Genomic DNA, 25414 nt, shown 5'->3' with positions numbered 1-25414 from the left:
GTGTGCATATTCGCAACAGTTTCTAAAAAAATAGTTTTCCTAAAATTTTCCTTCCCCTGCGTGGTGCGGTGCAGCACAGCAATTGTTCATGAACGCACCAAATTGGTGCACTGTTCTGTATGTCAGTAGTACGCTCAGAGAAACGCTTCGCCTGCGTCAGCAAATAATTTTGCACCGCACAAATTGGATGCGGAAATGGACTAAACCTTTCCCTTATGCATGAGAACTGGGTGCAGTACGAAGGGATAGGTAAGGATGCCAGCGCGGTCGGGCCCGCGGTGCGGAGTCGATTGGTTCAACGGAAGTGAACAGGTAGAATAGCGGTTTGGCCATACCGGATGCCTGCGCTCGGCGCAGGGCGGCGCCGGCGCTTACGGAACTGACATGCTGCGCATTAACGAACTCAAACTCCCCCTCGACCACCCTGACCACGCCCTGCGCGACGCCATCGTTGCGCGGCTCGGCATCGAGGTCGGCGACCTGGTCGACTTCAACGTCTTCAAGCGCAGCTACGATGCGCGCAAGAAGACGGCGATCGTCCTGATCTATGCGATCGACGTCGAAGTCCGCAACGAAGCGGCGGTGCTGGCGCGCCTGAAGCAAGACCCCTATATCCTGCCCTCGCCCGACACCGGCTATAAATTCGTCGACGCCCCGCGTCCGCCGGCCGGCACGCCGCGCCCGGTCGTGATCGGCATGGGCCCTTGCGGCCTGTTCGTGGCGCTGATCCTGGCCCAGATGGGCCTGAATCCCTTGGTGCTGGAGCGCGGCAAGGTCGTGCGCGAGCGTACCGTCGACACCTTCGGCTTCTGGCGCAAGCGCAAGCTCGACACCGAGTCGAACGTGCAGTTCGGCGAAGGCGGCGCCGGCACATTCTCCGACGGCAAGCTGTACAGCCAGATCAAGGACCCCAAGCATTACGGGCGCAAGGTGCTGACCGAATTCGTGAAGTCCGGCGCGCCGGAAGAGATCATGTACGTCAGCAAGCCGCACATCGGCACCTTCCGCCTGGTCAAGATGGTCGAGCAGATGCGCGCCGAGATCCTGGCGCTGGGCGGCGAAATCCGCTTCCGGACCCGGGTCGACGACATCGTCGTCAGCGAGGAAGGCGGCGTGCGCCAGGTACGCGGCGTGGTGCTGTCGAATGGCGAGGAAATCGCCACCAACCACCTCGTCGTCGCCATCGGCCACAGCGCCCGCGACACCTTCGAGATGCTGTACAAGCGCGGCGTGTACGTGGAAGCGAAACCGTTCTCGATCGGCTTCCGGGTCGAGCACCCGCAGTCGCTGATCGACGTCTGCCGTTTCGGCCCGAACGCCGGCAACAAGATCCTCGGCGCGGCCGACTACAAGATCGTGCACCACGCCTCCAACGGACGCTCGGTCTACAGCTTCTGCATGTGCCCGGGCGGCACGGTGGTCGCCGCATCGAGCGAAGAAGGCCGCGTCGTCACCAACGGCATGAGCCAGTACTCGCGCAACGAGCGCAATGCCAACAGCGCGATCGTGGTCGGCATCACGCCGGAAGACTATCCGGGCTACCCAGGCAATCCCCTGGCAGGGATTGCTTTTCAACGTGAACTCGAATCGCGCGCCTATGTCCTGGGCGGCAGCAACTACGACGCGCCGGGCCAGCTGATGGGCGACTTCGTGCGCGGCGTCCCGTCCAGGGAATTCGGTTCGGTGATCCCCTCGTTCCGCCCGGCCGTGCACCTGACCGACCTCGCCCCGTCCCTGCCCGAATACGCGATTACCGCGCTGCGCGAGGCCTTCGTCGCTTTCGACAAGCAGATCAAGGGCTATTACAAGGAAGACGCCGTGCTGACCGGGGTCGAGACCCGCACCTCGTCGCCGATCCGCATCAAGCGCCGCGACGACGACCTGCAAAGCCTGAACACGCGCGGCCTGTTCCCGGCCGGCGAAGGCGCGGGCTACGCCGGCGGCATCATGTCGGCGGCCGTGGACGGCATCCGCGTGGCCGAAGCGGTGGCGCTGTCCATGGGCGTGCCGGTACCGGCGCTGCGGGACTAGGCGCTTGCAGCCGGCCGGCCTTGCGCGCCCGGCGCCGCCCTTCGGGCCGGCGCTGGCCATCCTGGCGTCGATGGTGTCGGTGAACGTCGGCGCCGCCTTTGCCAAGGGGCTGTTCCCGCTGGTCGGCCCGGCCGGCGTCACCGCGCTGCGGGTCGGCCTGGCGGCCTGCCTGCTGCTGCTGTTCTGGCGGCCCTGGCGCCGCCCGCCCTCGCGGGCCGATGCCCGCAACCTGCTCGTCTATGGGCTCATGCTCGGCTGCATGAACCTGACCATCTATGCCGCCTTCGCGCGCATCCCGATCGGGGTCGCGATCGCCATCGAAGTGACCGGGCCGCTGGCGCTCGTCCTGCTGTCCTCGCGCCGCGCCAGCGATGTGGCCTGGGTCGCCTGCGCCGCGGTCGGGCTGTGGCTGCTCTCCCCCCTGCATTCGGGCAGCAGCGCCCCGCTCGACCCGATCGGCGTCGCCTGGGCGCTGGCTGCGGCCTTTTGCTGGGCCATGTACATCGTGTTCGGCAAGCGCGTCTCGACCCTCGAAGGCGGCCATGCGGTGGCCTGGGGCATGCTGGCGGCGTCGCTGTGCGCCGTGCCCCTCGGCGTGGCGCAGGCCGGCAGCGCGTTGTTCACGCCGACCGTACTGGCGGCCGGGCTGGCGGTCGCCCTCTTGTCGAGCATCCTGCCCTACTCGCTGGAGATGGCGGCGCTGGCGCGCCTGCCGCGCCGCGTGTTCGGCATCCTGGTCAGCGCCGGGCCGGCGATCGGCGCGCTGGCCGGATATTTCGTGCTCGGCGAGCTGCTGTCGGGGGTGCAGTGGCTGGCGATCGCGCTGATCGTCGCGGCCACCGCGGGGAGCGCGGCGACGGCGGGACGGGGTTGAGACCGTGCGGCTGCGCTGACACGCGTGGAGTCGGGGACTCCACCCTACATCCTTATAACCACCCTGATTTTCTGAATCGGTAGTAGAGGTATCCGCAGACGCCGACCATGATCCCGACGGCGGTCGGATAGCCGTATCGCCATTTCAGCTCGGGCATGAACTCGAAGTTCATGCCCCAGACCCCGGCAAAGGCGGTAAACACCGCGAAGATCGCGGCGTAGGCGGCGAGCTTCTTGTTGATGTCGTTTTCCTCGATCGAGACCATCGACAGCGTGACCTGGATCGCGGTGGCGATGGTGTCGCGGATGGTGTCGAGGCGGCCCGAGATGCGCAGCAGGTGGTCGTGGATGTCGCGGAAATAATCCTGGGTATCGCTGGCGATGCTCGGCACCCGGCCGCCGTGCAGGCGCCCGACCGCGTCGAGCAGCGGAATGACGGCGTGGCGCAGCACCAGGGTATTGCGCTTCAGGTCGTACAGGCGCTCGATGTTGTCGCGCTGCGCGCCCTGGCCGCCGAAGATGCGGTCCTCGATCGACTCGAGGTCGGACTCGAGCTTGTCGACCACCGGGAAGTAACGGTCGACGACGGCGTCCATCAGCGCGTACAGCACGAAGCCGGACCCCATTTTCAGCAGGCGCGGCTCGCGCTCGGCGCGCTTGCGCACGCCGAGGAAGCCCTGGGTCGCATCGCGCCGCACCGAGAGCACGTAATTCGGGCCGGCGAAAATGGCGACTTCGCCGGACACCAGGTCGTCGCCGTTCAGGTTCACGGTATGCACGACCGTGAACAGCGAATCGCCATACTCTTCGAGTTTCGGACGCTGGTGGCCGCGCGAGGCGTCTTCGACGGCCAGTTCGTGCAGGTCGAATTCCTGCTGCATCTCGGCCAGCTCTTGCGGCTCGGGATCGCGCAGCGCGACCCAGACGAAACAGCCGGGCTGCTTCAGGTATTCGCTGATATCCGCAACCGGGATATCGGACAGTTTCTTGCCTTCCTGGTAGGCGACGCAGTTGATCAGCATGGGGCGAAATGGATGGGACGGCGGATGCGAGAGCTTACACTATCCGGGCCGTGATTCCGTAGGGTGGGCGGCTCGACCGTGAAGCTTGCGTGCACGCGGCTGTCGCGCCGCCCACGCGTCCAACCATCCCATGAAACGACGCGAGGTTTCTGGAGTCGGTTGAACGCGTGGACGGCGTCAAGGTTTCGGATCGATCAAGCACGAGGGTGGAGCCGTCCACCCTACGCCTATTCCTCGCGCGCCCCGTCGATGCCCAGTTCGACGATCTTGCGCGTGATCGTGTTGCGCCCGATCCCGAGGCGCATCGCGGCGTCGTTCTTGCGCCCGTGCGTGTGCTTCAGGGCGGCCTTGATCAGCACCGACTCGAACTGCTTGCCGAGCGTGTCCATGACTTCGAACTGGCCGGCACTGAGCATGCTCGCGGCCTGCAGTTCCAGCAGGCCGGTCCAGCCGTCCGGCGAGGGCGGGGTCGACAGCGTCGCCGGCGCCGCGGCGGCGTCGGGCAGCGGGGCCGGCGCAGGCTGGCTGTCCGGCGGCGGCGCCTGGGTCAGGTCGCGCGGCAGGTCCTTGACCTCGACCGTCTGGCCCGGGGCCATCACCGTGATCCAGTTGCACAGGTTTTCCAGCTGGCGCACGTTGCCGGGCAGTTCCAGGCTCGAGAGGAAACGCATCGCGCCCTCGCTCATGCGCTTGGGCTCGACGCCCAGTTGGCGGGCGCTCTGCACCAGGAAGTGGCGCGCCAACAAGGGGATGTCCTCGCGCCGCTCGCGCAGGCTGGGCAGGCGCAGGCGGATCACGTTCAGGCGGTGATATAAATCTTCGCGAAACAGGCCGTCGCGCACGCGCTGCTCCAGGTTCTGGTGGGTCGCCGCGATCACGCGCACATTCGCTTTCACGGGCTGGTGGCCGCCGACGCGGTAGAAATGGCCGTCCGAGAGCACCCGCAGAAGGCGAGTTTGTAAATCGAATGGCATGTCCCCGATTTCATCCAGGAACAGGGTGCCCTCCTCGGCCTGCTCGAAGCGGCCGCGCCGCATTGCCTGCGCGCCCGTAAACGCGCCGCGCTCGTGGCCGAACAGCTCCGACTCGAGCAGGTCCTTCGGGATCGCCGCCGTGTTCAGCGCAATGAAGGGCTGGCGCGCGCGCGGACTGTGCTTGTGCAGGGCGCGCGCGACGAGCTCCTTGCCGGTGCCCGATTCGCCCGTGATCAGGACGGTGACGTTCGACTGCGACAGGCGGCCGATTGCGCGGAACACTTCCTGCATCGCCGGCGCCACGCCCAGGATTTCCGGGGTCTCGGCGGGCGCGGCTTCCACGCTCGCCTCGCGCAGGCTTTCCTCGAGGGCGCGCCGGATCAGGGAGACGGCCTTGTCGATGTCGAAGGGCTTGGCGAGGTAATCGAAGGCGCCGCCCTGGAACGAGGCGACGGCCGAGTCGAGGTCGGAAAAGGCGGTGATGATGATGACCGGCAGGCTGGGCCTGCGCTCCTTGACCGCCTGCAGCAGGTCGATGCCCGATTCGCCGGGCATGCGGATGTCCGACACCAGCACCTGCGGCGTGTCGTGTTCGAAGGCGGCCAGGGCATCGCGCGCGTTGGCGAAGCTGCGGGTCTCCAAATTCTCGCGCGCGAGGGCTTTTTCCAGCACCCAGCGGATCGATGCGTCGTCGTCGACAATCCAGATTGGTTTCATGTGTTCGTGCTTTCCGCGGTGGACTCCAATGTTGGACGCGGCGGATGCGCTGCGCTCACCTGAACATGCGCTCAAGGCAGCGGCAGCAGGATCCGGAAATCCGTCAGCCCAGGCCGGCTTTCGCACTCGATCATCCCCTGGTGCTGCTGCACGAAGGTTTGCGCCAGCGTCAGCCCCAGGCCGCTTCCGCCATCCCTGCCCGACACCAGCGGATAGAAGATACGGTCGCGGATTTCCGGTGCGATGCCCGGTCCATTGTCGATGATATGCAAATCTAATGCCAGCCCGTAGCGGACCTTGGCCAGCGTCACCTGGCGCGCCACCCGGGTGCGCAGGACGATCTCGGCGTCGCCCGCCGCGATGCGGCCGGAGAGCGCCTGGGCAGCGTTGTGGACGATGTTCAGGACCGCCTGGATCAGCTGCTCCTTGTCGCCGCGGAACTCGGGAATCGAGGCGTCGTAGTCGCGCCGGATCGCCAGGCCGTTGGGGAACTCGGCCAGCACAAGGCTGCGCACGCGCTCGCACACTTCGTGGATGTTGACGTCGCCGACGATGTGGGGCTTGCGGTGCGGCGCGAGCAGGCGGTCGACCAGGGTCTGCAGGCGGTCTGCTTCCTTGATGATGACCTGCGTGTATTCCTTCAGTTCGCCCAGGTGCAGCGGCGGCAGCTCGAGTTCGAGCAGCTGCGCCGCGCCGCGGATGCCGCCCAGCGGGTTCTTGATTTCGTGGGCCAGGTTGCGGATCAGTTCCTTGTTGGCCTGGCTCTGGTCGAGGAAGCGCTCCTCGCGGTCGAGCTTTAACTGCTGGACGTTCTCGCGCAGCTCGATCAGCACCTCGCCTTCTCCCAGGGCGCTGGCGATCGAATGCACGTGCAGGAGCTCGCGCCCGGGGCGCGCCAGCGCCAGGTCCTGGCGCAGGTCGGCATACTGGTGGGCGCGCGCCTGGGCGCACAGCGCGGCCAGTTCGGCGCCATTGGAAAACAGGCTGGAGAGGGTCTGGCGCGACAGGTTTTTCAGCGAGGCGTCGAGCAGGTTCTCGGCGGCCGGGTTGGCATAGGCGACGTGGTCAAGCGCATCGACCAGCAGCACGCTGGAGGCCAGCAGTTCCAGGCCTGCAAAGCGGGCTGGCTGCATGCCGGCCGGCTGCGTGCTGGCGGGTGCGCTCATCGGACGTTGGCGATCTCGCGCCGCAGCGCTTCGATGTTGCGCTCGGTGCGGTTGATGTCGTCGCGCATCTGGCCGACGCGTTCCTGGTATTTGGCGTAGTTGCGCTCGTTGCCCTGCCGCTCTGGCTCGCCGTTCTTGAAGACGGCCTTGAGGTCGGCCAGCTTTTTCTCTTCGGCGCGCAGTTCCTCGTTCAGGATCTCGCGGCGGTCGTCGTCGCGGGCGCGCTGCTGGGAAGTGTCGACGCGCGGGAAGTTATTCGGGCTCGGCGTGCCGGCGGCGGGCGCCGGCGCGGCGTTCGGGCGCACCGACGGGATCATCGGCGAGGCCGCCGGCGGGCGCGGCGCGGGGCCCGAGTCGATCAGCTCGCAATTACCCTTCTTCGTGTCGGTGTAGAGCTTGTTGCCGTTGGCGTCGGTACAGCGGTAGACCTGGGCCTGGGCCAGCAGGGAACACTGCAGCGCCAGCCCGCCCGCGAGGAGCGCGGCGCCGCGGCGAAAATCCATCTTAATCGTTCGCATCGGTAGAAGCAGCACGGCATGGCGTGCAGGGTGGAAGTGGGGCTGAATATACCGCATCCAGCAAAAAACGCGGGGAAAGCCCCTGGCCTTCCCCGCGTTTGTTACCTTCGCTTACAGCTTTTGATGCCGTAGAGCAACAGTATTATTGAATGGCGATCAAGCCGAGTAGTACATGTCGAATTCGACCGGATGCGGGGTCATGCGCATGCGCTGCACTTCCTGCATCTTGAGGTCGATGTAGGCATCGATCATGTTGTCGCTGAAGACGCCGCCGCGGGTCAGGAACTCGCGGTCCGCGTTCAGGGCTTCGAGCGCTTCTTCCAGCGATGCGCAGACGGTCGGGATCAGCTTGTCTTCTTCCGGCGGCAGGTGGTACAGGTCCTTCGAGGCGGCTTCGCCCGGGTGGATCTTGTTCTGGATGCCGTCCAGGCCCGCCATCAGCAGCGCGGCGAAGCACAGGTAGACGTTGGCCAGCGGGTCCGGGAAGCGCACTTCGATGCGGCGGCCCTTCGGGTTCGCCACGTGCGGGATGCGGATCGAGGCCGAGCGGTTCTTGGCCGAATACGCCAGTTTCACGGGCGCTTCGTAGCCCGGCACCAGGCGCTTGTACGAGTTGGTGCCCGGGTTGGTGATCGCGTTCAGGGCCTTGGCGTGCTTGATGATGCCGCCGATGTAGAACAGAGCCGTTTCCGACAGGCCGGCATAACCGTCGCCCGCGAACAGGTTCTTGCCGTCCTTCCAGATCGACTGGTGCACGTGCATGCCCGAGCCGTTGTCGCCGTTGATCGGCTTCGGCATGAAGGTGGCGGTCTTGCCGTAGCTGTGGGCGACGTTCCAGATCACGTATTTCATGTTCTGGGTCCAGTCGGCGCGCTCGACCAGGGTCGAGAAGCGGGTGCCGATTTCGTTCTGGCCGGCGCCGGCCACTTCATGGTGGTGCACTTCGACCGGGATGCCCAGCGATTCGAGGATCAGGCACATTTCCGAGCGCATGTCCTGGAAGCTGTCGACCGGCGGCACCGGGAAATAACCGCCCTTGACCGCCGGACGATGGCCGCTGTTGCCGCCTTCGATCTTGGCGTCGGTCGACCACGAGGCTTCCTCGGAGTCGATCTTCACGAAGCAGCCCGACATGTCGATCTTCCAGCGAATGGCGTCGAAGATGAAGAATTCGGGCTCCGGGCCGAAGAAGGCGGTGTCGCCCAGGCCGGTCGACTTCAGGTAGGCTTCGGCGCGCTTGGCGATCGAGCGCGGATCGCGGTCATAGCCCTTGCCGTCCGACGGTTCGATCACGTCGCACTGCATGAACAGGGTGGTTTCTTCCATGAACGGATCGAGGTTCGCGGTGGAAGGGTCCGGCATCAGGATCATGTCCGATGCTTCGATGCCCTTCCACCCGGCGATCGAGGAGCCGTCGAACGCGTGGCCCGACTCGAACTTGTCGAGGTCGAAGTGCGACACTGGGACGGTGACGTGCTGCTCTTTACCACGGGTATCCGCGAAGCGGAAATCAACGAACTTGACTTCGTTGTCCTTCACCATCTGCATCACATCTGCGGCGGTCTTTGCCATGCGTTTCTCCTAATTGAAAATGGTTGCCTCGCCAGGTCCTGGGCGATGGCCTTGTCGGCCAGTCCAGCCTGCCTGCGGCCTGCTTGCTACGGTTAATGCAGGAACTGTGCCAGATGCGTTCCCGGCCTCCTGGCATGAACAAATACGCAATCGTTCTTTGGCAACCCGAGAGTTTAACCATAAAATCTCCAGGCCACGGTTTTGCAGCGCGGTGCACGGCAGCCCATCCTTTGCACCATTTTGGTGCATATTGGCCAAAGCGCACCATTTTGAGGCACGGCGCACCGTTTCAGCAAGTCCGCCACCAATGCGGTGCGCATCACCCTTCAAGGAAACAACATGACAACCGAAGACATCCTCGCCACGGCGCGCACCCGGGCGCCCGGACAAGCCTATGCCGGCGCCGTGACGCCGCAGGAAGCATTCACCCTGCTCCAGTCCGATCCGAAAGTGAAAATCGTCGACGTCCGCACCAACGCCGAGCGCGATTGGGTCGGGCGCGTGGCCGTCCCCGAGCCCCAGCACGTGGCGGTACAGTGGGCCAGCTATCCCGGCGGCCAGCCCAATCCCCAGTTCGGCGAGCAGCTGGCGCAGGTAGCAGGCAAGGACGAGGTCCTGCTGTTCCTGTGCCGCTCCGGCGTGCGTTCGCGCCATGGCGCGCGCGTGGCGACCGAGCTCGGCTACGCCAATTCCTTCGACATCCTGGAAGGCTTCGAGGGCGACCGCGATGCCGAAGGCCATCGCAAGACGGTGGGCGGCTGGTGCAAGGCGGGCCTGCCCTGGATCGGGGCGTGAACGGAATGTAGGGTGAACGGCTCTGCCGTCCACGCGTCCAACGCACGGATGATCGTTCGCGATTGTTCGTCTGATAGTTGAACGCGTGGGCGGCTTCCAAGTAGCGTGAATGCACCCGTTCCGGTATAGCCGCCCACCCTACGTCAATTCCGCGGCAGCACCAGCACCTGCAGGCCGGACGGCGTGTCCGGCGCGCGGTAGACGCGCTGGGTCGCCTTTTTAAAATCCTCCGGCTTCGCGCGCGGGATCGACGTAAACGTTTGCGGGTTCAGGTCGACCAGCGGGAACCATGAGCTTTGCACCTGCACCATGATGCGATGGCCGCGGCGGAAGGTGTGGTTGACCTGGCCGATCTCGAAGTCGACCGCCTCCACTTTGCCGGGCGTGAAGGGCACCGGCTTCTCGTAGCCGTGGCGGAACTTGCCGCGCAGCGGATTACCGCGCACCAGCTGCTGGTAGCCGCCCATTTCCACGCCAGGGGGCGGGACGTCGCTGCCGCGCCGCTCAGGCTGGGGCTGCGGGTAGGATGCCGGGTAGACGTCGATCAGTTTGACGACCCAGTCGGCGTCGGTCCCGGTGGTCGAGACGAACAGCTTGGGCCTGACCGGGCCGACGATCGTCACGTCCTCTTCCAGCACCTCGCTTTGATAGACCAGCACGTCGGGCCGCCTGGCCGCGAAACGCTGGTCGGAGACCATGTATTCGCGCGGAACGCCGGTTGCCGGGTAGCCGATGAAGGGCACCGGTTTGCGCGGGTCGGCCACGTATTCGTCGTAGCCGGCGCCGCTCGATGAAGCAGGCTGCTGCCAGCCGAGCTTGCCGTCGGCGCCGAAGTACAGGGTGCGCGCTTTGGCCTGCACCGGCGGCCAGGCGGCGTAGCGGCGCCAGACGTTGCTGCCGGTCTCGAAGGCGGTGACCTCGGCCAGGCTGGCGGCCGGCTTCACGCCCTTCAGGTGCTGCTCGAAGAACGGGAACTGCAGCTCCTTGCGGAAGTACTCGGACGTCTTCGCATCGAAGCCGACGTGCCCGAGGCGGGCCCCCTCCCCGCGCGCCCAGCCGCCGTGCACCCACGGTCCCATGACGAGGGCGTTGACGATGCCCGGGTTCTGTTTTTCGATGGCGCTGTAGGTGGTGAACGGGCCTTGCGGGTCTTCCGCGTCGAACCAGCCGCCCACCGTCAGCACGGCCGCCTTGACGTTTTTCAGGTGCGGCGCGATGGCGCGCGATTGCCAGAAGGCGTCGTAGGTGTCGTGTTCGACGTTCGGCATGAAGAGCGCACGCTGCTGCTCGCTCATGCTGGCCACGATGTTGGGCAGCGTCAGGCGCTTGAGGAAAAAGTCGTAGCCGTCGGTCTCGCCGTAGTCGAAGTCCGCACGCGTCTTCGGCAGCGGCGTCGGGTTCGGGGCCTCGGTGAACGCCGCATAGAAATCGAAGTTCGCCGCCAGCATGAAAGCGCCGCCGTGGTACGAGTCGTCGCCCATGTACAGGTCGGCAATCGGCGCCTGGGGCGAAGCCGCCTTGATGGCCGGGTGCGAGTCGATGATGCTGGCCGCCGTATAAAAGCCCGGATAGCTGATGCCGTAGATGCCGACCTTGCCGTTATGGTTCGGAACGTTCTTGAGCAGCCAGGCCACCGTGTCGTGCATGTCCTGGCTTTCGGTCCCTTCGCCGGCGGCGCGTTTCGCCTGCGCATGGGGCGTCATCTCCTGCCATTTGCCTTCCGACATGTAGCGCCCGCGCACGTCCTGCTTCACGAAGATATAGCCGGCGTCCTCGAATTCGCGCGAGGGTCCGATCGCCTCCGGATACCAGTCGACGCCGTAGCGCAGTTCGCCCTGGGCCTGCACGCCGGCGCTGTACGGGGTGCGCTGCATCAGGAAGGGATAGCTGCGCGAACTGTCCTTCGGCACGTAGACGGCGGTGAACAGGGTCACGCCGTCGCGCATCGGGATGCGGTATTCGTACTTGGTATAGGTTTCGCGCAGGCTGCGCTTGGCGGCGGGGGCCTCGGCACTGTGCGCGGGCGCATGCGGGGCGCCGAGCGCCAGCGCAATGCCGAGGGCCAGGAGGGAAAGCGGATGACGCATGGTGGATTCTTTCGGAAACAACATACACGGGCGGCCAGTGTAAACTGATTCCATCAAGAATTGTTATTCGGTCAACCCACCATCCAGTCCGGCCGTGGCCTTGGCCAACACGCGCTGGCGCACGATATTGATGTGGCCGCGCAGGCCATACAGCCCGTCGGCATAGGCCAGCGGAATCGAGATGTGGTTGACGCTGTCCTCGATGTCGTCGAGGCGGCGCAGCAGGTCTTCCCGCACGATCCCGAGCCGGGACGCATCCTGCCCCTCCTGCACGTCTTCCCAGGCCTGCTCGACGGCGCGCAGTTCGCCGTACCAGCGGTAGACGCGCGAGCGCACCCGCCAGACGTAGAGCGGCGGCACGATCTTAGACAGGGGGATCACCAGCGCCGCCAGCGCCACCACGATCACCCACAGCCGGTCGAACAGGTTGGCCAGCCAGAAGCTCATGTAGCGCTGCAGGAAGGGCGGGCCGTCGCGGTAGTACTTGGCCGCCTCCTCCGACACGGGAATCTCGGTGTATTTCGGCGACGGGAACTGGCCCTGCTGCTGGAACCACCCTGCCCCGCCGTGGATCTCGACGGCCGCCTTCACGAACAGGTCGACCAGGGCCGGATGCAGGTCTTCGCGCGCGACCAGGGTCGCGGTCGGCGCAATCAGGTGATAGTCCTGGGCCGGGATGTCGCGCCCGAGGTCGACGATCCCGCGCGGCAGCGTCACGTGGGTCAGGAAGGGCAAGCGCCGCGTATAGGCCTCGGCCTGCGAAAAGTTGAACAGGCGGATGCCCGGCGTTTGCAGCAGCATCTGGATCAGCGGCGCTTCCGGCGCCGAGCTGAAGACGAGGCCGTCGATGCGCCCGGCCAGCAGTTCGACGGTGGCCGGGGTGTTCTCGAGCGCGCCGATAGCCAGTTCGCCCGGCTCGACCCCGTTCACGGCCAGCACCTGGCGAAACAGGGTCGGCACGCCGGTGCCTTCCGGCCCCAGGTTGATGCGCAGGCCGCGCAGGCCGGTCAGGTTATTCGTCTTGACCGAATCCCTCAGGAACAGCCAGACCGGTTCCGTAAACAGGCTGCCCAGCGAGACGAGGCCGAGCTGGCCGGCCTGCTCCTCGCTGGTCGAGCCGCTTTGCACGAAGGCGATGTCGGCCTCGCCGCGCTTGAGGAGTTCGAGGTTTTCGTGCGAGCCGAGCGAGGGCTGGAGCGTCACCGCGATGCCGTCGCGCTCGAGCTGCTGCGCGTACTGCTTGCCGAAGGCCTCGTAGGCGCTGTTTTCCTGTCCGGTCGCCAGGCGCACCTGGCGTGGCGGCGCCGGGTCGACCAGCAGCCAGGCGATGAAGCAGGCCAGCCCCACCAGGAGGATCGTCGGCCCGGCGGCGACCAGCAGGTCGCGCAGGGACACGAAGCTGAAGTTGCGGATGCGCGAAACGGCGCGCTGGCTGGCCCGGCGCGCCCGTTCGCCAGTCGGTGTTTTTCTCACCTCAGAAAAGGGTCTGCGGCCGCGTCTGCTCAGGCTGCTCTTGCTGCTCCTGCTGCTTCGGCTTCGGCTTCGCTTGCACCGGCTTCGACTCCGCCGCCTTCGGCTTGGGCTCGGCGCTCTTCGGCTCTGCCGGCGTCGGCTTCGGCTCTGCCACCTTCGGCTTCGGCTCTGCCACCTTCGGCTTCGGCTCTGCCACCTTCGCCTTCGGCTCCGCAGGCTGCGGTTTCGGCTCTGGCCTTGGCGCCGGCTCGGCAGCCGCCGGCTGCGGCTGCGCCGGCTGCGTTTGCGCCAACTGCGGCGCCACCTTCTGCGGCTGCGGCTGCAGCAACTGCGCCGAGACGCCGCCACGCGAGGCTTCGATCATCGGCATCAGGCTCGGCGCCAGCGTGGTGAGCAGCTGCACGGGCAGCGCGCTGGTGAAGTCGTAGTGTTCCGACTGCGGGCCGGCCACATAGGCGGTCATGGTGCCGAAGAAGCGCTCGCCGATGTTGAACACGAAGGTCGCCGAGCGGTTCACGTAGCGCGACTCGATCAGGCGCCCGCCGCGCGCATACACGTCGAAGCGCTGGTCGCCGGTGCCGGTCTTGCCGCCCAGGGCGATGATGTTGCCGTCGGCCGTGGCGAACGCCGTCTTGACGCGCTTGGCGGTGCCGTCCGAAACGACGCCGCGGATGGCGTCGGCCACGGTGCGCGCCACTTCCGGCGACAACACCACTTCGTGCTCGACCTTCGCCGAACGCTTGACCAGGGTCTCGTAAGGCGTGTTCTTGGCAAAGTGCATCGAATCGATGCGCTCGACGGGTTTGCGCACGCCGCCGTTGATGATGATGCCCATCAGTTCGGCCAGCGCGGCCGGCCGGTCGGCCGAGGCGCCCAGGGTCGTCGCATACGAGGGCACCAGCGAGTCGAACGGGTAGCCCATCTTCTTCCACTGGGCGTGGATCTTGAGGAAGGACTCGACCTCGAGCAGGCCGGCAATGCGCTTGTCCTGGGCGTTCTTGCGGCTGGTCTTGAACAGCCAGGAATACACTTCCTGGCGCTCCTTGACGCTGGCGCCCACCACTTCGCTCCAGCCGGCCTTCGGATGGGTGCGCAGGTAGCCCACCAGCCACAGTTCGAGCGGGTGCACCGAGGCGACGTAGCCGCGATCGGCCAGCGACATGTTGGCCGGGGCGTACTGGTCGTACATCTTCTCGATGCGTTCCTGGTCGACCTCGTTGGCCGGCAGCGCCTTGTCGATGAAGGCGCCGAATTCCTGCAGCGTCGCGTTCGGCGCGATCGTGCGGTGCGCCGCTGCCAGCTTCGAGGCGGCCGGACGCACGCCCGCCAGCAGCAGGGCATCGACCTCTGCCGGGGTCTTGCCCTTGTACTTGTTCCAGAACTTGGCGAGGAAGGTCTTGCCCTCGCTGTCGGCGAAGCGCGCCAGGTACTGGGCGCGGCGCGGATCGCTGGCGTCGGCCAGCAAGGCGGCCGAGGAGCCCGGCAGCTGGAACATGTAGTAGCGCGCCACGTCGCGCATCATGCGCACGAACACCAGGTTCGTGGACTGCTGCAGCGCGTGCTGCACCGTCATGATCTTCGAGTTGTCGAGCTTGCTGAAGTTGCCGAAGTAATGCAGGCCGCCGCCGGTGAAGAAGCCTTCGCCCGGATTGGCCGAATAGGTGCGCTGCATGGCGGCGTCGAGCATCGGTTTCAGGCCGCGGTCGGCATTCGCCGGCAGCGCCAGGAAGTACTCGACCGCCCACTGGCTCAGGCGATCCTTCGGATCGATGCGCACTGCGCGCAGCGCCTTCGGATCGAGCGGCTCGTAGCGGCGGTACAGCTGGTCGAAGATGTCGAGGTAGGTGACGAGCGTGCGCAGCTTGGCCGTCGAGCCGAGGTCGAGCTTGGCCTGCTCGTTGATGTCGAGCGGCTGGTCGTAGTTGTCGGTCTGGATGCGCAGGTAGTTGACCTTGTCGCCGCGCTCCATCAGCGTGAAGCTGTAGACCACCTGGGCCGGGTCGCCGTTGCCGAGCATGCCCTTGCCGGTCAGGCCCGCCGCTGCCGCGGCCTCGGGCGTGGTGAGCTGGCGCAGCACGCTGGTGACGGCCTGCTGGGCCTGGCCGTCGAGGGTCGACACGACCGACAGGTCGAGACGGTCGAGGTTGTACAGGCGCGGCTCGCCCAGCATGTAGCCGAGGTGGTTGCGCACCGCGTTGGCGGCCTTGCGCGACACGAAAGCGTTGGCGGCCGGCGCTTCGACGCCGGAATGCAGGGCCGGATGCAGCTTGGCGCGCAGCGCGGCGTCGCGCAGCTGCGGCGTGATCACGCCGGCCTGGGCCAGCACGCGCAGGTGGCTGTCGGTGAGCGTCTCGAGGTCGGCCTTGCCGGCGCCGAGATAGTAGGCCGGACGGCGCTGGGCGATCATCAGCGACAGCGCTTCCTTGTAGATCAGCACGGCCTCGGGGGTGTCGATCGGGCCCTTGAGGGCGGCGCCGACCTTCGCGAAATCGCGTCCGTACCAGACCCACATGCCGTCGCCGATGCCGTTGACTTCGCCGTAGCCGGACTTGGCCGACAAGGGCACCGTGTTCAGGTAGTCGAGCACGATCTGGCGCCGGGTGCCGGTGGTGTCTTCGCCGTCGCGGTAGGCGCGCAGCGTGGCCGATGCCATCTGGATCAGCTTGTCTTCGAGCGAGGCGGTGCGCCCTTCCGGCGAATGGCGGTATTTTTCGATCTGGGTCGCGAGCGTGGAACCGCCGGCGACGCGCCCGCCGCCGCCCATGCCCACCGAGGCCAGGATCTTGTCGAAGACGGCTTTCGAGAAGCGGTCCCACTCGACGGCAGGATTTCGCTTCGGATAGGCCGGGTCGAGCAGCTCACGGTTCTCGATGAACAGCAGGCTTTGCACCAGCAGCTGGGGCGCGTCGTCGAAACGCTCGTAGGAGCGCTCGGGGAAGCGCGAGCCGAACAGCGGCTGGCCGTGCCAGTCGAGGATCTCGAGGCCGGTACGGGTCTTTTCGTGGTAGGTGGCGAACAGGCCGCGCTCGGCCAGTTCCAGCATTTTCGGCGACATGCGCGCCTGCGACTCGATGACGTAGTCGCGCGTCTTGAGCTTGTCGAGGAAGGCCGGCATGTGCGCGTAGCCGAGGCGCGCGTCGTAGGGGCTCATGGCCGGGAAGTGGATCGCGTCGCTCGGCCCCTTGTCCATGCGGAAGTGCACGTCCTCCATCATGCGGGCAAACAGCTTGGCCTGCAGGGTCGAGGTACGGGTTTCGTAGACGGCATAGGCCGAACCGGCGGCCACGACCACCAGCAGCAGGCCGAACAGGATGCGCTTGCCGCGCCCCTTGCCGCGCGGCGGCTCGCCTTCGCGCTCCGGCTCGGGCGGCGGCAGCTCGCCGGCGCCATCGGCCACGGGCTCGTCGGCGACCGCGGGTGCGACGCCGGTGACGAGCGACAGGTGGGGGACGGTGTCGTACTGCGGCTCCAGGGCCGCCGCGTCCAGGTCTGGCGCGGCATTGCCGTCGGGGCGGGTGCGCAGGTTGCGCACCGCGCGAAATACGTTACGAGGCCGTTTGAAACGGCGAGTGCTTTCCATGATGGCTTAACCGGTTTGAATCGTTTTTCCTGCAATGCCTGTCAACCTGCTCGCCATCGGCTGTACTGGGTACTTTACCGGCCTGTTCGAGTGATCGAGGTCGTCGTTGGTTCACCAGGGAGCGTGCCGAAAACACGCGGTTTTCTCCACCCCCGAAGCCATCATTCCACCACATCAACAGGTCTTGCACGTAGCCCTGTTCAACAAAATTGACAGGGCCAGATCTTTTTCGCAAAAAAACAACGGCAGAGTTATCTAGATGGCATTGATGCCTACAGGCATGGGTATTCCACTCCTACAGGACCCTCCTGGCTTGCCCTTCAGGCATGCATTTTACGCTGCCGTCAGCCTACTCGTGTCCGCCAGCCGAAGCTCTTCCAGGGCCTGCAGGCAGTAGTACTGGTACCAGAGGCCGGTGAACAGGAAAATCACGAGGTAGAGCCAGGCCGACAGGATGGCCAGGATCGGGAACAGGAACACCGCCAGCACGGCGCCGCCCATCCAGGCGATGCCCGGCAGGGCGCCCAGCGCGCCGGAGGCCATGCCGATCGCCAGCAGCGGCCAGCGGTGGCGGTGCATGATGGCCTTGCGTTCGTCCGCGCTGGCATGGGCAGCCAGGGCGTCGTAGCTCATCACGCGCGAAGCGACCCAGCCCCACAGCGCCGCCTGCACCAGCACCGCCAGCGGCGGAATCGCGTACAGCGGCACCGTGCACAGCCACAGGAGCGCGAACACCAGCACGCTCGTCACGTTCATCCAGACGCTGCCGGCGAAGCTGCCGCCCTCTTTCTGCTCGAGCCTGGGGTAGTCGCGCCGGCCGACGTAGCGCTCGATGGCCGGCATCGCGAAGATGCCCATGAACAGCAAGGCAGAGGCAATCATGAGCGGCAGCAGCAGGATGATCGCCATGATCGGCACTACCACCACTTTGAGCGCCCCCATGCCCAGCGTCGACAGCAGGCTGCCGCTCGACTGGAACCATTCGTACTCGAGGAAGATCGCATGCAGCCAGTCGAGCAGGCCCGGCAGGAAAGCCCAGAGCAGGCCGCCCCAGACCAGCAGCGCCAGCAGCAAGGGAATGAACGACAGGCCGATCATGCGCTTCGAAAACTGGGCGCGCAGGGCGCGGCGCCAGGCGCCGAGGACACGGTTCATGGACGCCTCCGGATGACGAACGGGACAGGTGCTGGCATGGGGGTGCGGCTCCCGATGTGGAAAAGCCCATTGTAGACAACATTCGCGCAGCAGCACACCGTGCAGCGGCCGGCGCCCGTCCCGAATGGCGCGTTGGGGAAGCTTGCACTACAATCGCCCCCTCAACCCCGCATACAGAAGGAACAACATGACCACTACCACCACCGCCTCCGGCCTGCAGTACGAAGACACCGTCGTCGGCGAAGGCGCCGAAGCCAAGGCCGGCGCTTACGTCACCGTCCACTACACCGGCTGGCTGCGCAACGACGACGGCACGGCCGGCGCGAAGTTCGATTCGAGCAAGGACCGCAACGACCCGTTCCAGTTCCCGCTGGGCGCCGGCCACGTGATCCGCGGCTGGGACGAAGGCGTGCAGGGCATGAAGGTCGGCGGCCAGCGCCGCCTGACCATTCCGGCCAGCCTGGGCTATGGCGCGCGCGGCGCCGGCGGCGTGATCCCGCCGAACGCCACCCTGATCTTCGACGTCGAACTGCTGGCCGTATAAGTAAGCCTTCGCTTCGGCAAACACGGCGCCTGCGGGCGCCGTTTGCTTTTGGCGGCGCGCGCGGCGTCGAGCATCCCCTCTAAAATGCGGGGCAAAAACCGGGTTTTCGCGGCACCATGCGCTAAGATGAGTCGATGCATTGCTCAAGAAGCAATGCCCTAGACAATCACACGCACAGGAGTTTTTTATGAGCTTGCAAGACCAGTTCAACCAGGCCCAGGCCGATTCGAAGAACCTGCCGGAACGTCCGGACAACATGACCTTGTTGAAGATTTACGCGCTGTTCAAGCAGGCCACGAACGGCGACGCCACGGGCGAGCGTCCGGGCTTCACCGACATGGTCGGCCGCGCCAAGTTCGACGCCTGGGACGGCCTGAAAGGCACCTCGAAAGAAGAGGCGATGCAGCAGTACATCGACCTGATCGAAGAGCTGAAGGGCTGATTGTCGCGGGGTGGGCACGCGTGCCCACCCTGCCAAGGCGTCACGCCGCGGCGAACACCCGGCGCATCTTGTCGCTCACCTTCGCCTCGATCGCCGGCCCGAAGGCGCTCATCAAGAATCCCAGCTTGATCCGCAGCGCCGCGCGCTGCTCTCCGAGCGTCAGGGCGCCTTCCACGCCGCTCCGTTCAAAACGCAACACATCGCCATCCCAGCGGCACTGCATGTCGAATTCGGCGGCCACCTTGTCGGCCACCTGTTGCGCCGCGGCGCGCGCCCGTTCCGGGCTCAGGTTGTGTTCCTGGACGATCTGGATGTCGGCCATCTGTGTTCCTTCCTCTGCAAACGCAAGACAATCCGCCATGATGCCAGTTGCATGGGCGCGACGCCAGTCACTGAGCAGCCCGCCGTGCAATTGATGCGGCTCAAGACCCGATCCGCCGGTGGCGCGAGTATCTGCTGAGCTCAGTTGATGAGCTATCTCAATCACGCGAGGATGCGCCATGGAACAACATCGAACCCTGCTGCCGGACGACCCCGTCACGGTCGAGCGCGACCAGCCACCGGTCGCTTTCATTCCCACCCCGAGCGCGTCCTACCGCCAGCACCGCAAGGCGGCCCAGCTGCTCGACCAGCCGGGCCTGCCCCGCGCCGTCAACTTCAACAACGCGGATGCCCCGTCCGATCCCAGCATTCCCCTGCCCTATGCCTTCGGCGCGCGCGTGCTGATGTGGAAGCAGGACCCCTCGGTAACGGAGATGGGCACGCGCAAGGCCTTCCTGCCGGGGATCGTGCTGGCCGGCCCGCGCGACGCCCGCATCGCTTCGGGCGACCCCGGCATCAGCCCGGTCGAGCCGAATGCCTTCGGCGACTTCGTCACCATGCCCGACACGCCGCAGTTCGACGCCGTCCATACCTTTGCCGTGGTGCGCCAGACCCTGACGATGTACCAGCGCTCGCTATCGTCGAGCGGCAGCGAAATGCCGCTGCCGTGGCAATGGAACAGCAGCATCGACACGGCGCCGCTGCAAATCTTTCCCTACGGTTTGCCGAACGTGATGAACGCCTTCTACAGCCGCACCCAGAACTGCCTGAAGTTCGGCGATTTCGTCCCGGCCGGGCAAAAGGAACGCGTGTTTACCTGCCGCTCGTTCGACATCGTCGCCCACGAAACCGGCCACGCCGTGCTCGACGGCCTGAAACCGCACTGGCTGCTGGCCGACGCCCCGCCGCAAACGGGCGGCCTGCACGAAGCCTTCGGCGACCTGACCGCGATCTTCCTGGCGCTGTCGCAACTGGACCAGTGCGAAGCCGTGGTGGCGCAGACCAAGGCGCGCCTGCACGATAAAACCTTCCTGGCCGATATCGCCGAACAGTTCGGCCTGGCGCTGGGCAGCACCACGGGCCTCAGGAATGCCGACAACGACTTGACGCTGTCGCAGGCCGGCACCCAGGTGCATGCGATCTCGCAGGTGTTCACCGGCGCCGTCTACGACGTCCTGGCCGACCTCTTCGCGCTCGAGCGCAACCCGGCCTTCGAAGACGACGCCGCCGTGCTGCACCGGGTCGCGGCCTGGCTGCGCGGGCTGGTGCTGCGCGCCCTGGTGGCCGCGCCCGACATTGCCGCCACCTATGCCGACGTCGCCAACGAGATGCTGCGCCTGACTTTGGCCGACGGCAAGCCGGCCGCCTACAGCGATGCGATCCGCCACCAGTTCACCATCCGCGAAGTGGTGGCGGCGCCGGATTACGCGGGCGAAGCGCCGGCCCCGGTCGATCCGACCGACGCCGCCTCGCCGCTGGCGTCGCCCGGCTTCAAGCGGCTTGCCGCCGGTGTCTGCGACGCGCCCGGCGCCCAGCAGGACCGGCGCGCCTGCTGCGGCACCATGAACCTGGCCGAGTACTACAACATCGAACGCGTGCTCGAGGCCGAAGCCCAGGCGCTGGCCCAATGGTGCGCCGCGCGCGGGCGCAACGCCCCGGCCGGCGAAGGGACCGCGGAGGCGCCGGCGCCGGACGAACCGGGCGCGCTGGCGGCGGCGGCAATCGCGGCGGCGGCGGACCGCCCATGAAGATCCGGGCCAACCTGACGGGCGGCTTCGCCGGGCTCGCGCACCAGGTCGAGCTCGACACCGCCTGCCTGCCGGGCGGCCGCGATCTCGAAGCGCTGCTGCACCGGGTCGATTTCTTCGGCGCCACGCCGCCCTGCGCGGTCGGGGCCGACCTGCCGCGCTGGGAGATCACGGTCGAGGATGGCGGGCAGTGCAAGTCGGTCGTGCTGGCCGACGACGGCTCGCTCGCGGCGACCGGGTGGCCGGACCTGCTGGCCCATTTGCGCGGAGCCGCCTGAGCGCTGCGTGCGGTGTGCGAGCTGTAGTTGAACGCGTGGGCGGCATTGAGGTTGACGCTGCTCATGTGTTCGGGTGGAGCCGACCACCCTACTCCCCGCTGGGGTAGGGTGGTCGGCTCGACCCCGATCCTCGTTCAGCCCGCGACTTGAACGCCGCCCACGCGTTCAACCATCCCGTGCGCAGACCTAAACCCCGCCTCAGCCCCCGCAAACCGGGCGTCACGCTCCTCATTTGCTTATGTATATTGTGTCTAAGCGTAATTTGTAGGAAAAGCTGAATTGCCCTAAAATACAGTGCTTTGCCATGTTGGCGGCCTCGCTTCGCGCTGACGCCGCGGCACCCCACCATAGATAGGACTGTTATGACCCACGTTGTCACCGAATCGTGCATCCGCTGCCGGTATACCGACTGCGTCGATGTATGCCCGGTCGATTGTTTCCGGGAAGGCCCGAATTTCCTCGCGATTGACCCTGACGAGTGCATCGACTGCGCCGTCTGCGTGGCCGAGTGCCCGGTCAATGCGATCTATGCCGAGGAAGACGTGCCGGGCGACCAGCAGCAATTCATCAAGATCAACGCCGACCTGTCGCGCGCATGGCCGTCGATCACCAAGACCAAGCCGGCCCTGCCCGACGCGGACGAGTGGAAAGACGTCAAGAACAAGCTGGAACAGCTGGCCCGCTAAGGTATCAGCAGCCGCAGCGGCTGCTGGCGCCGGTTTTCGACCGCCGTCAGCGGCTGCGCGTCATCCATGGCACACTAGCGGCCATCGCAGCAACGGGCACGCATCAACGGGCATCTTGCCGGCGCCCCTCCCTCTTCAAAAATCAACAGGATCTTTGCGCATGACTATCAGTGCCACCCACGATGCGGGCAGCATCGCCCCTAACAGTTCGTTCGCCGGCGCCATCGACGCCGACGCCGTCATCATCGGCGCGGGTCCGGTCGGCCTGTTCCAGGTCTTCGAACTCGGCCTGCTCGAGATCAAGGCCCACGTCATCGACTCGCTCGCAGCCGTCGGCGGCCAGTGTGTCGAGCTGTACCCGGACAAGCCGATCTACGACATCCCGGCCGTGCCCGTGTGCACCGGCCAGGAACTGACCGACAACCTGCTCAAGCAGATCGAGCCGTTCGAGCCGACCTTCCACCTGGGCCAGGAAGTGACGACCGTGCAGCGCCGCGAAGACGGCCGCTTCAACGTCGAAACCTCGGCCGGCACCCGCTTCATCACCAAGACCATCTTCATCGCTGCCGGCGTCGGCTCGTTCCAGGCGCGCACGATCAAGGTCGACGGCATCGAAAAGTTCGAAGGCAGCCAGCTGCACTACCGCGTCAAGGATCCTTCGCTGTTCGAAGGCAAGAACCTGGTAATCTGCGGCGGTGGCGACTCGGCCCTGGACTGGGCCCTGAATTTCGTCGGCAAGGCCGAATCGGTCGTGCTGCTGCACCGCCGCGAAGACTTCCGCGCCGCGCCGGCATCGGTGGCCAAGATGAAGGCCCTGTGCGACGAATACGAAATGCAGCTGATCATCGGCCAGGTCACCGGCTTTGACGAAACCGACGGCAAACTGACCGAAGTGAAGGTCACCGGCGCCGACGGCGTCACGCGCCGCGTCCCGCTCGACATGCTGATGGTGTTCTTCGGCCTGTCCCCGAAACTCGGCCCGATCGCCGAATGGGGCCTCGACATCGAGCGCCGCCAGCTCAAGGTCATGGATACCGAGAAGTTCGAAACCAACGTGCCGGGCATCTTCGCCGTGGGCGACATCAACACCTACCCGGGCAAGAAGAAGCTGATCCTGTCTGGCTTCCACGAAGCGGCCCTGGCTGCCTTCGGCGCAGCGCCGTATATCTTCCCCGACAAGAAGATCCACATGCAGTACACGACGACCTCGCCGAAGCTGCACAAGATCCTCGGCGTCGAGACCCCGGTCTTCGATTAAGCTTAACTAGGAGCGCCCGAGAAAGCCCTCAGGGCAAGGCGCTGCGTCGACGACAGTACGCTAGTACGGCGAGACGCAGCAACGCCGCCATGAGGGCTTTATCGGGTGCTCCCCGGTTCAGTTACTCAAATACGACAATGCCCCGGCCCTCCGGGGCATTTGTTTTTATGTGTGGCGCATCACGGACGCCCTATCAAAAACGGGTGTATAACCCCCTTAAGCGCGCATCAAAACGCGGTCCGGCCGGGAACAGATATTTCCAATGGACAAGCGAGTTACCCTATAATGATTTGATGAAATCGCGCAGGACGCGCGACGCGCACCACACGAAGGAATACTATGCTCTACCAATTGCACGAGATGCAACGCTCCTTCCTGACCCCGCTGATGCAATGGGCGGATGCGTCATCGAAGCTGTTTTCGAACCCTGTTTCCCCTTTCGCACACACGCCGTTTTCCCAGCGTATCGCCGCCGGTTACGAGCTGATGTATCGTTTGGGCAAGGACTACGAAAAGCCGGCGTTCGGCATCGACACCACCACGATCAAGGGCGAGAAGGTCGGCATCATCGAAGAGACCGCCGTCACCAAGCCCTTCTGTAAACTGCTGCATTTCAAGAAAGCCCTGCCCGAGGCGGCCGCGGCCAGCCTGGCGCAGCCGACCGTGCTGCTGGTCGCGCCCCTGTCCGGCCACCACGCGACGCTGTTGCGCGACACCGTGCGCGCCCTGCTGCCCGACCATGACGTCTACATTACCGACTGGATCGATGCACGCATGGTGCCGCTGTCGGAAGGCCCGTTCCACCTGCACGACTACATTTATTACGTGCAGGACTTCATCCGCGCCCTCGGCCCGGACGTGCACGTGATTTCCGTCTGCCAGCCGACCGTGCCGGTGCTGGCCGCGATCTCGCTGATGGCGACCAACAAGGACCCGAAACTGCCGAAGACGATGACGATGATGGGCGGCCCGATCGACCCGCGCAAGTCGCCGACGGCCGTCAACGACCTGGCCGTCGAAAAGCCGTTCTCGTGGTTCGAGAACACGGTGATCTATTCGGTGCCGGGCAATTACCCAGGCTTCGGCCGCAAGGTCTACCCGGGCTTCCTGCAGCACGCCGGCTTCATCGCCATGAACCCGGGCCGCCACGCCCAGAGCCACCGCGAGTTCTACCAGCACCTGGTGCGCGGCGACGACGAATCGGCCGAAAGCCACCGCCAGTTCTACGACGAATACAACGCCGTGCTCGACATGCCGGCCGAGTACTACCTCGACACGATCAAGACCGTGTTCCAGGAACACCGCCTGCCGAAAGGCACCTGGGAGGTCGGCGGCCAGCTGGTGCGCCCGCAGGACATCAAGACCGTGGCCCTGTTCACCGTCGAAGGCGAGCTCGACGACATTTCGGGCGCCGGCCAGACCCAGGCCGCGCACGAGCTTTGCAGCGGCATCCCGGACAACATGAAGCGCGACTACGTGGCGCCGAAGGCCGGCCACTACGGCATCTTCTCGGGCCGCCGCTGGCGCGAGGTCATCTGCCCGAAGATCGGCGCCTTCATCCGCGAATTCAGCTGAACGCTGGAGCAGGATAGAGAATGCCGCGCACTGCGCGGCATTTTTTTTGTTCGGACTGTCCGGGGAATCGTAGGGTGGACGGCTCCACCCGAACGGCTGCGTACACGCTACCCGTATGCCGCCCACGCGTTCAACCCGCAGATGCACGCTCGCGCGCTTTCAGGTGACCGCTGAACGCGTGGGCGGCACCCCAGCCGCGGAGCCTCCCGCCTCCCGGTTCAGCCGCCCACCCTACGGCGCGTCCTCGCGCCGGTCTTCGCCACGCGCAAAGTCGGTGTCGACCTCCTCGTCGTGGTGTTCGCGGCGGTCGCCGTGGCGTCGCTCTTCCGGCGGTTCGTCGTGCTTGTCCTTGCCCACCTCGCTGCCGTCGCTGCCGGGACGATGCGTCGCCGTTCCGTCGACAGCCAGCAAAGGGGCGATGATCCATTCGTTCATTGTGTTCTCCGATAAAGGGAAAGGCCGCTCGCATGGCATGTCGCCATGATAACAGCGGCCTTCGGGGACGCCCGTTCGCTTGCCTCGGTTTCAAGGCAAAACCTGGCCGCTGCCGACCTGCGGCCGCGGCAGCGCGCAGGCCGCGCTTTTGTCGCGCATTTATT

21 protein-coding genes are annotated in these 25414 nt (G+C 65.8%); 10 read left to right on the top strand and 11 right to left on the bottom strand.

Going from position 1 to position 25414, the window contains the following annotated elements:
* Positions 1-384: 384 nt before the first annotated feature.
* Together ACFPAH_RS14105 and ACFPAH_RS14100 are read left to right on the top strand one after the other, a co-directional pair.
* The gene (locus ACFPAH_RS14105) at positions 385-2031 is read left to right on the top strand and encodes an NAD(P)/FAD-dependent oxidoreductase (protein WP_379746461.1); all 1647 of its coding nucleotides are present in this window, start codon (positions 385-387) and stop codon (positions 2029-2031) included.
* Between the two features lie 4 nt (positions 2032-2035).
* Positions 2036-2905, top strand: coding sequence for an EamA family transporter (locus tag ACFPAH_RS14100; RefSeq protein WP_379746458.1), 870 nt, complete (start codon positions 2036-2038; stop codon positions 2903-2905).
* 52 nt (positions 2906-2957) lie between these two features.
* Here the strand turns inward: ACFPAH_RS14100 and corA are convergent, their stop codons facing one another.
* The 5 genes from corA to glnA form a co-directional block, all read right to left on the bottom strand.
* Positions 2958-3926, bottom strand: a complete 969-nt coding sequence (corA, locus tag ACFPAH_RS14095; RefSeq protein WP_379746455.1) for a magnesium/cobalt transporter CorA — start codon at positions 3924-3926, stop codon at positions 2958-2960.
* Between the two features lie 227 nt (positions 3927-4153).
* The gene (gene ntrC, locus ACFPAH_RS14090) at positions 4154-5617 is read right to left on the bottom strand and encodes a nitrogen regulation protein NR(I) (protein ID WP_379746452.1); all 1464 of its coding nucleotides are present in this window, start codon (positions 5615-5617) and stop codon (positions 4154-4156) included.
* A gap of 71 nt (positions 5618-5688) precedes the next feature.
* The gene (glnL, locus tag ACFPAH_RS14085) at positions 5689-6783 is read right to left on the bottom strand and encodes a nitrogen regulation protein NR(II) (RefSeq protein WP_379746449.1); all 1095 of its coding nucleotides are present in this window, start codon (positions 6781-6783) and stop codon (positions 5689-5691) included.
* Positions 6780-7286, bottom strand: a complete 507-nt coding sequence (locus ACFPAH_RS14080; RefSeq protein ID WP_379746446.1) for a DUF4124 domain-containing protein — start codon at positions 7284-7286, stop codon at positions 6780-6782. The genes glnL and ACFPAH_RS14080 overlap by 4 nt, the downstream gene beginning before the upstream one ends.
* Before the next feature lie 171 nt (positions 7287-7457).
* The gene (glnA, locus tag ACFPAH_RS14075; RefSeq protein ID WP_379746443.1) at positions 7458-8873 is read right to left on the bottom strand and encodes a type I glutamate--ammonia ligase; all 1416 of its coding nucleotides are present in this window, start codon (positions 8871-8873) and stop codon (positions 7458-7460) included.
* A 339-nt stretch (positions 8874-9212) separates the two neighbouring features.
* Here glnA and ACFPAH_RS14070 point away from each other — a divergent pair, with 339 nt between their 5' ends.
* Positions 9213-9668 carry a rhodanese-like domain-containing protein gene (locus ACFPAH_RS14070; protein ID WP_379746440.1) on the top strand — a complete coding sequence of 152 codons (456 nt, stop codon included), beginning with the start codon at positions 9213-9215 and terminating at the stop codon, positions 9666-9668.
* 143 nt (positions 9669-9811) lie between these two features.
* Here the strand turns inward: ACFPAH_RS14070 and ACFPAH_RS14065 are convergent, their stop codons facing one another.
* From ACFPAH_RS14065 to ACFPAH_RS14050, 4 genes are all read right to left on the bottom strand, one after another.
* Positions 9812-11755 carry a CocE/NonD family hydrolase gene (locus ACFPAH_RS14065; protein ID WP_379746437.1) on the bottom strand — a complete coding sequence of 648 codons (1944 nt, stop codon included), beginning with the start codon at positions 11753-11755 and terminating at the stop codon, positions 9812-9814.
* Between the two features lie 63 nt (positions 11756-11818).
* Entirely contained in the window at positions 11819-13228 is a 1410-nt protein-coding gene (locus ACFPAH_RS14060; protein WP_379746434.1) for a TAXI family TRAP transporter solute-binding subunit, read from the bottom strand.
* A 1-nt stretch (position 13229) separates the two neighbouring features.
* Positions 13230-16808: a transglycosylase domain-containing protein gene (locus ACFPAH_RS14055; RefSeq protein ID WP_379746431.1), complete on the bottom strand. Its 3579-nt coding sequence runs from the start codon at positions 16806-16808 to the stop codon at positions 13230-13232.
* 333 nt (positions 16809-17141) lie between these two features.
* Complete coding sequence (locus ACFPAH_RS14050; RefSeq protein WP_379746428.1) at positions 17142-17963, bottom strand: EI24 domain-containing protein; 822 nt, start codon at positions 17961-17963, stop codon at positions 17142-17144.
* Between the two features lie 187 nt (positions 17964-18150).
* Here ACFPAH_RS14050 and ACFPAH_RS14045 point away from each other — a divergent pair, with 187 nt between their 5' ends.
* Together ACFPAH_RS14045 and ACFPAH_RS14040 are read left to right on the top strand one after the other, a co-directional pair.
* Positions 18151-18507 carry an FKBP-type peptidyl-prolyl cis-trans isomerase gene (locus ACFPAH_RS14045; protein WP_379746425.1) on the top strand — a complete coding sequence of 119 codons (357 nt, stop codon included), beginning with the start codon at positions 18151-18153 and terminating at the stop codon, positions 18505-18507.
* A 187-nt stretch (positions 18508-18694) separates the two neighbouring features.
* Positions 18695-18949 (top strand): acyl-CoA-binding protein, encoded by a 255-nt coding sequence (locus ACFPAH_RS14040; protein WP_379746422.1) that lies wholly within the window; start codon positions 18695-18697, stop codon positions 18947-18949.
* Positions 18950-18989: 40 nt separating this feature from the next.
* Here ACFPAH_RS14040 and ACFPAH_RS14035 read toward each other — a convergent pair whose 3' ends face one another.
* Positions 18990-19271 (bottom strand): polyhydroxyalkanoic acid system family protein, encoded by a 282-nt coding sequence (locus ACFPAH_RS14035; protein WP_379746419.1) that lies wholly within the window; start codon positions 19269-19271, stop codon positions 18990-18992.
* A gap of 178 nt (positions 19272-19449) precedes the next feature.
* On the opposite strand from ACFPAH_RS14035, the gene ACFPAH_RS14030 reads away from it, so the two are divergent.
* From ACFPAH_RS14030 to ACFPAH_RS14010, 5 genes are all read left to right on the top strand, one after another.
* Entirely contained in the window at positions 19450-21018 is a 1569-nt protein-coding gene (locus tag ACFPAH_RS14030; protein ID WP_379746416.1) for a hypothetical protein, read from the top strand.
* On the top strand, positions 21015-21296 hold the full coding sequence (locus ACFPAH_RS14025; protein ID WP_379746412.1) for a protealysin inhibitor emfourin: 282 nt from the start codon (positions 21015-21017) through the stop codon (positions 21294-21296). The genes ACFPAH_RS14030 and ACFPAH_RS14025 overlap by 4 nt, the downstream gene beginning before the upstream one ends.
* A gap of 362 nt (positions 21297-21658) precedes the next feature.
* Complete coding sequence (gene fdxA, locus ACFPAH_RS14020) at positions 21659-21982, top strand: ferredoxin FdxA (protein ID WP_379746409.1); 324 nt, start codon at positions 21659-21661, stop codon at positions 21980-21982.
* Positions 21983-22142: 160 nt separating this feature from the next.
* Entirely contained in the window at positions 22143-23240 is a 1098-nt protein-coding gene (locus ACFPAH_RS14015) for an NAD(P)/FAD-dependent oxidoreductase (RefSeq protein ID WP_379746406.1), read from the top strand.
* Positions 23241-23579: 339 nt separating this feature from the next.
* Positions 23580-24815 (top strand): polyhydroxyalkanoate depolymerase, encoded by a 1236-nt coding sequence (locus ACFPAH_RS14010; protein ID WP_379746403.1) that lies wholly within the window; start codon positions 23580-23582, stop codon positions 24813-24815.
* 231 nt (positions 24816-25046) lie between these two features.
* Here ACFPAH_RS14010 and ACFPAH_RS14005 read toward each other — a convergent pair whose 3' ends face one another.
* A complete protein-coding gene (locus tag ACFPAH_RS14005; protein ID WP_379746400.1) occupies positions 25047-25250 on the bottom strand; it encodes a hypothetical protein in 204 nt (67 codons plus the stop codon).
* Positions 25251-25414 lie beyond the last annotated feature (164 nt).

This window comes from Massilia sp. GCM10023247 (assembly GCF_042653325.1).
Taxonomy (GTDB): domain Bacteria; phylum Pseudomonadota; class Gammaproteobacteria; order Burkholderiales; family Burkholderiaceae_D; genus Telluria.
Note: the sequence above shows the minus strand (reverse complement) of the source record. Positions and strands in the feature narration are given on the sequence as shown.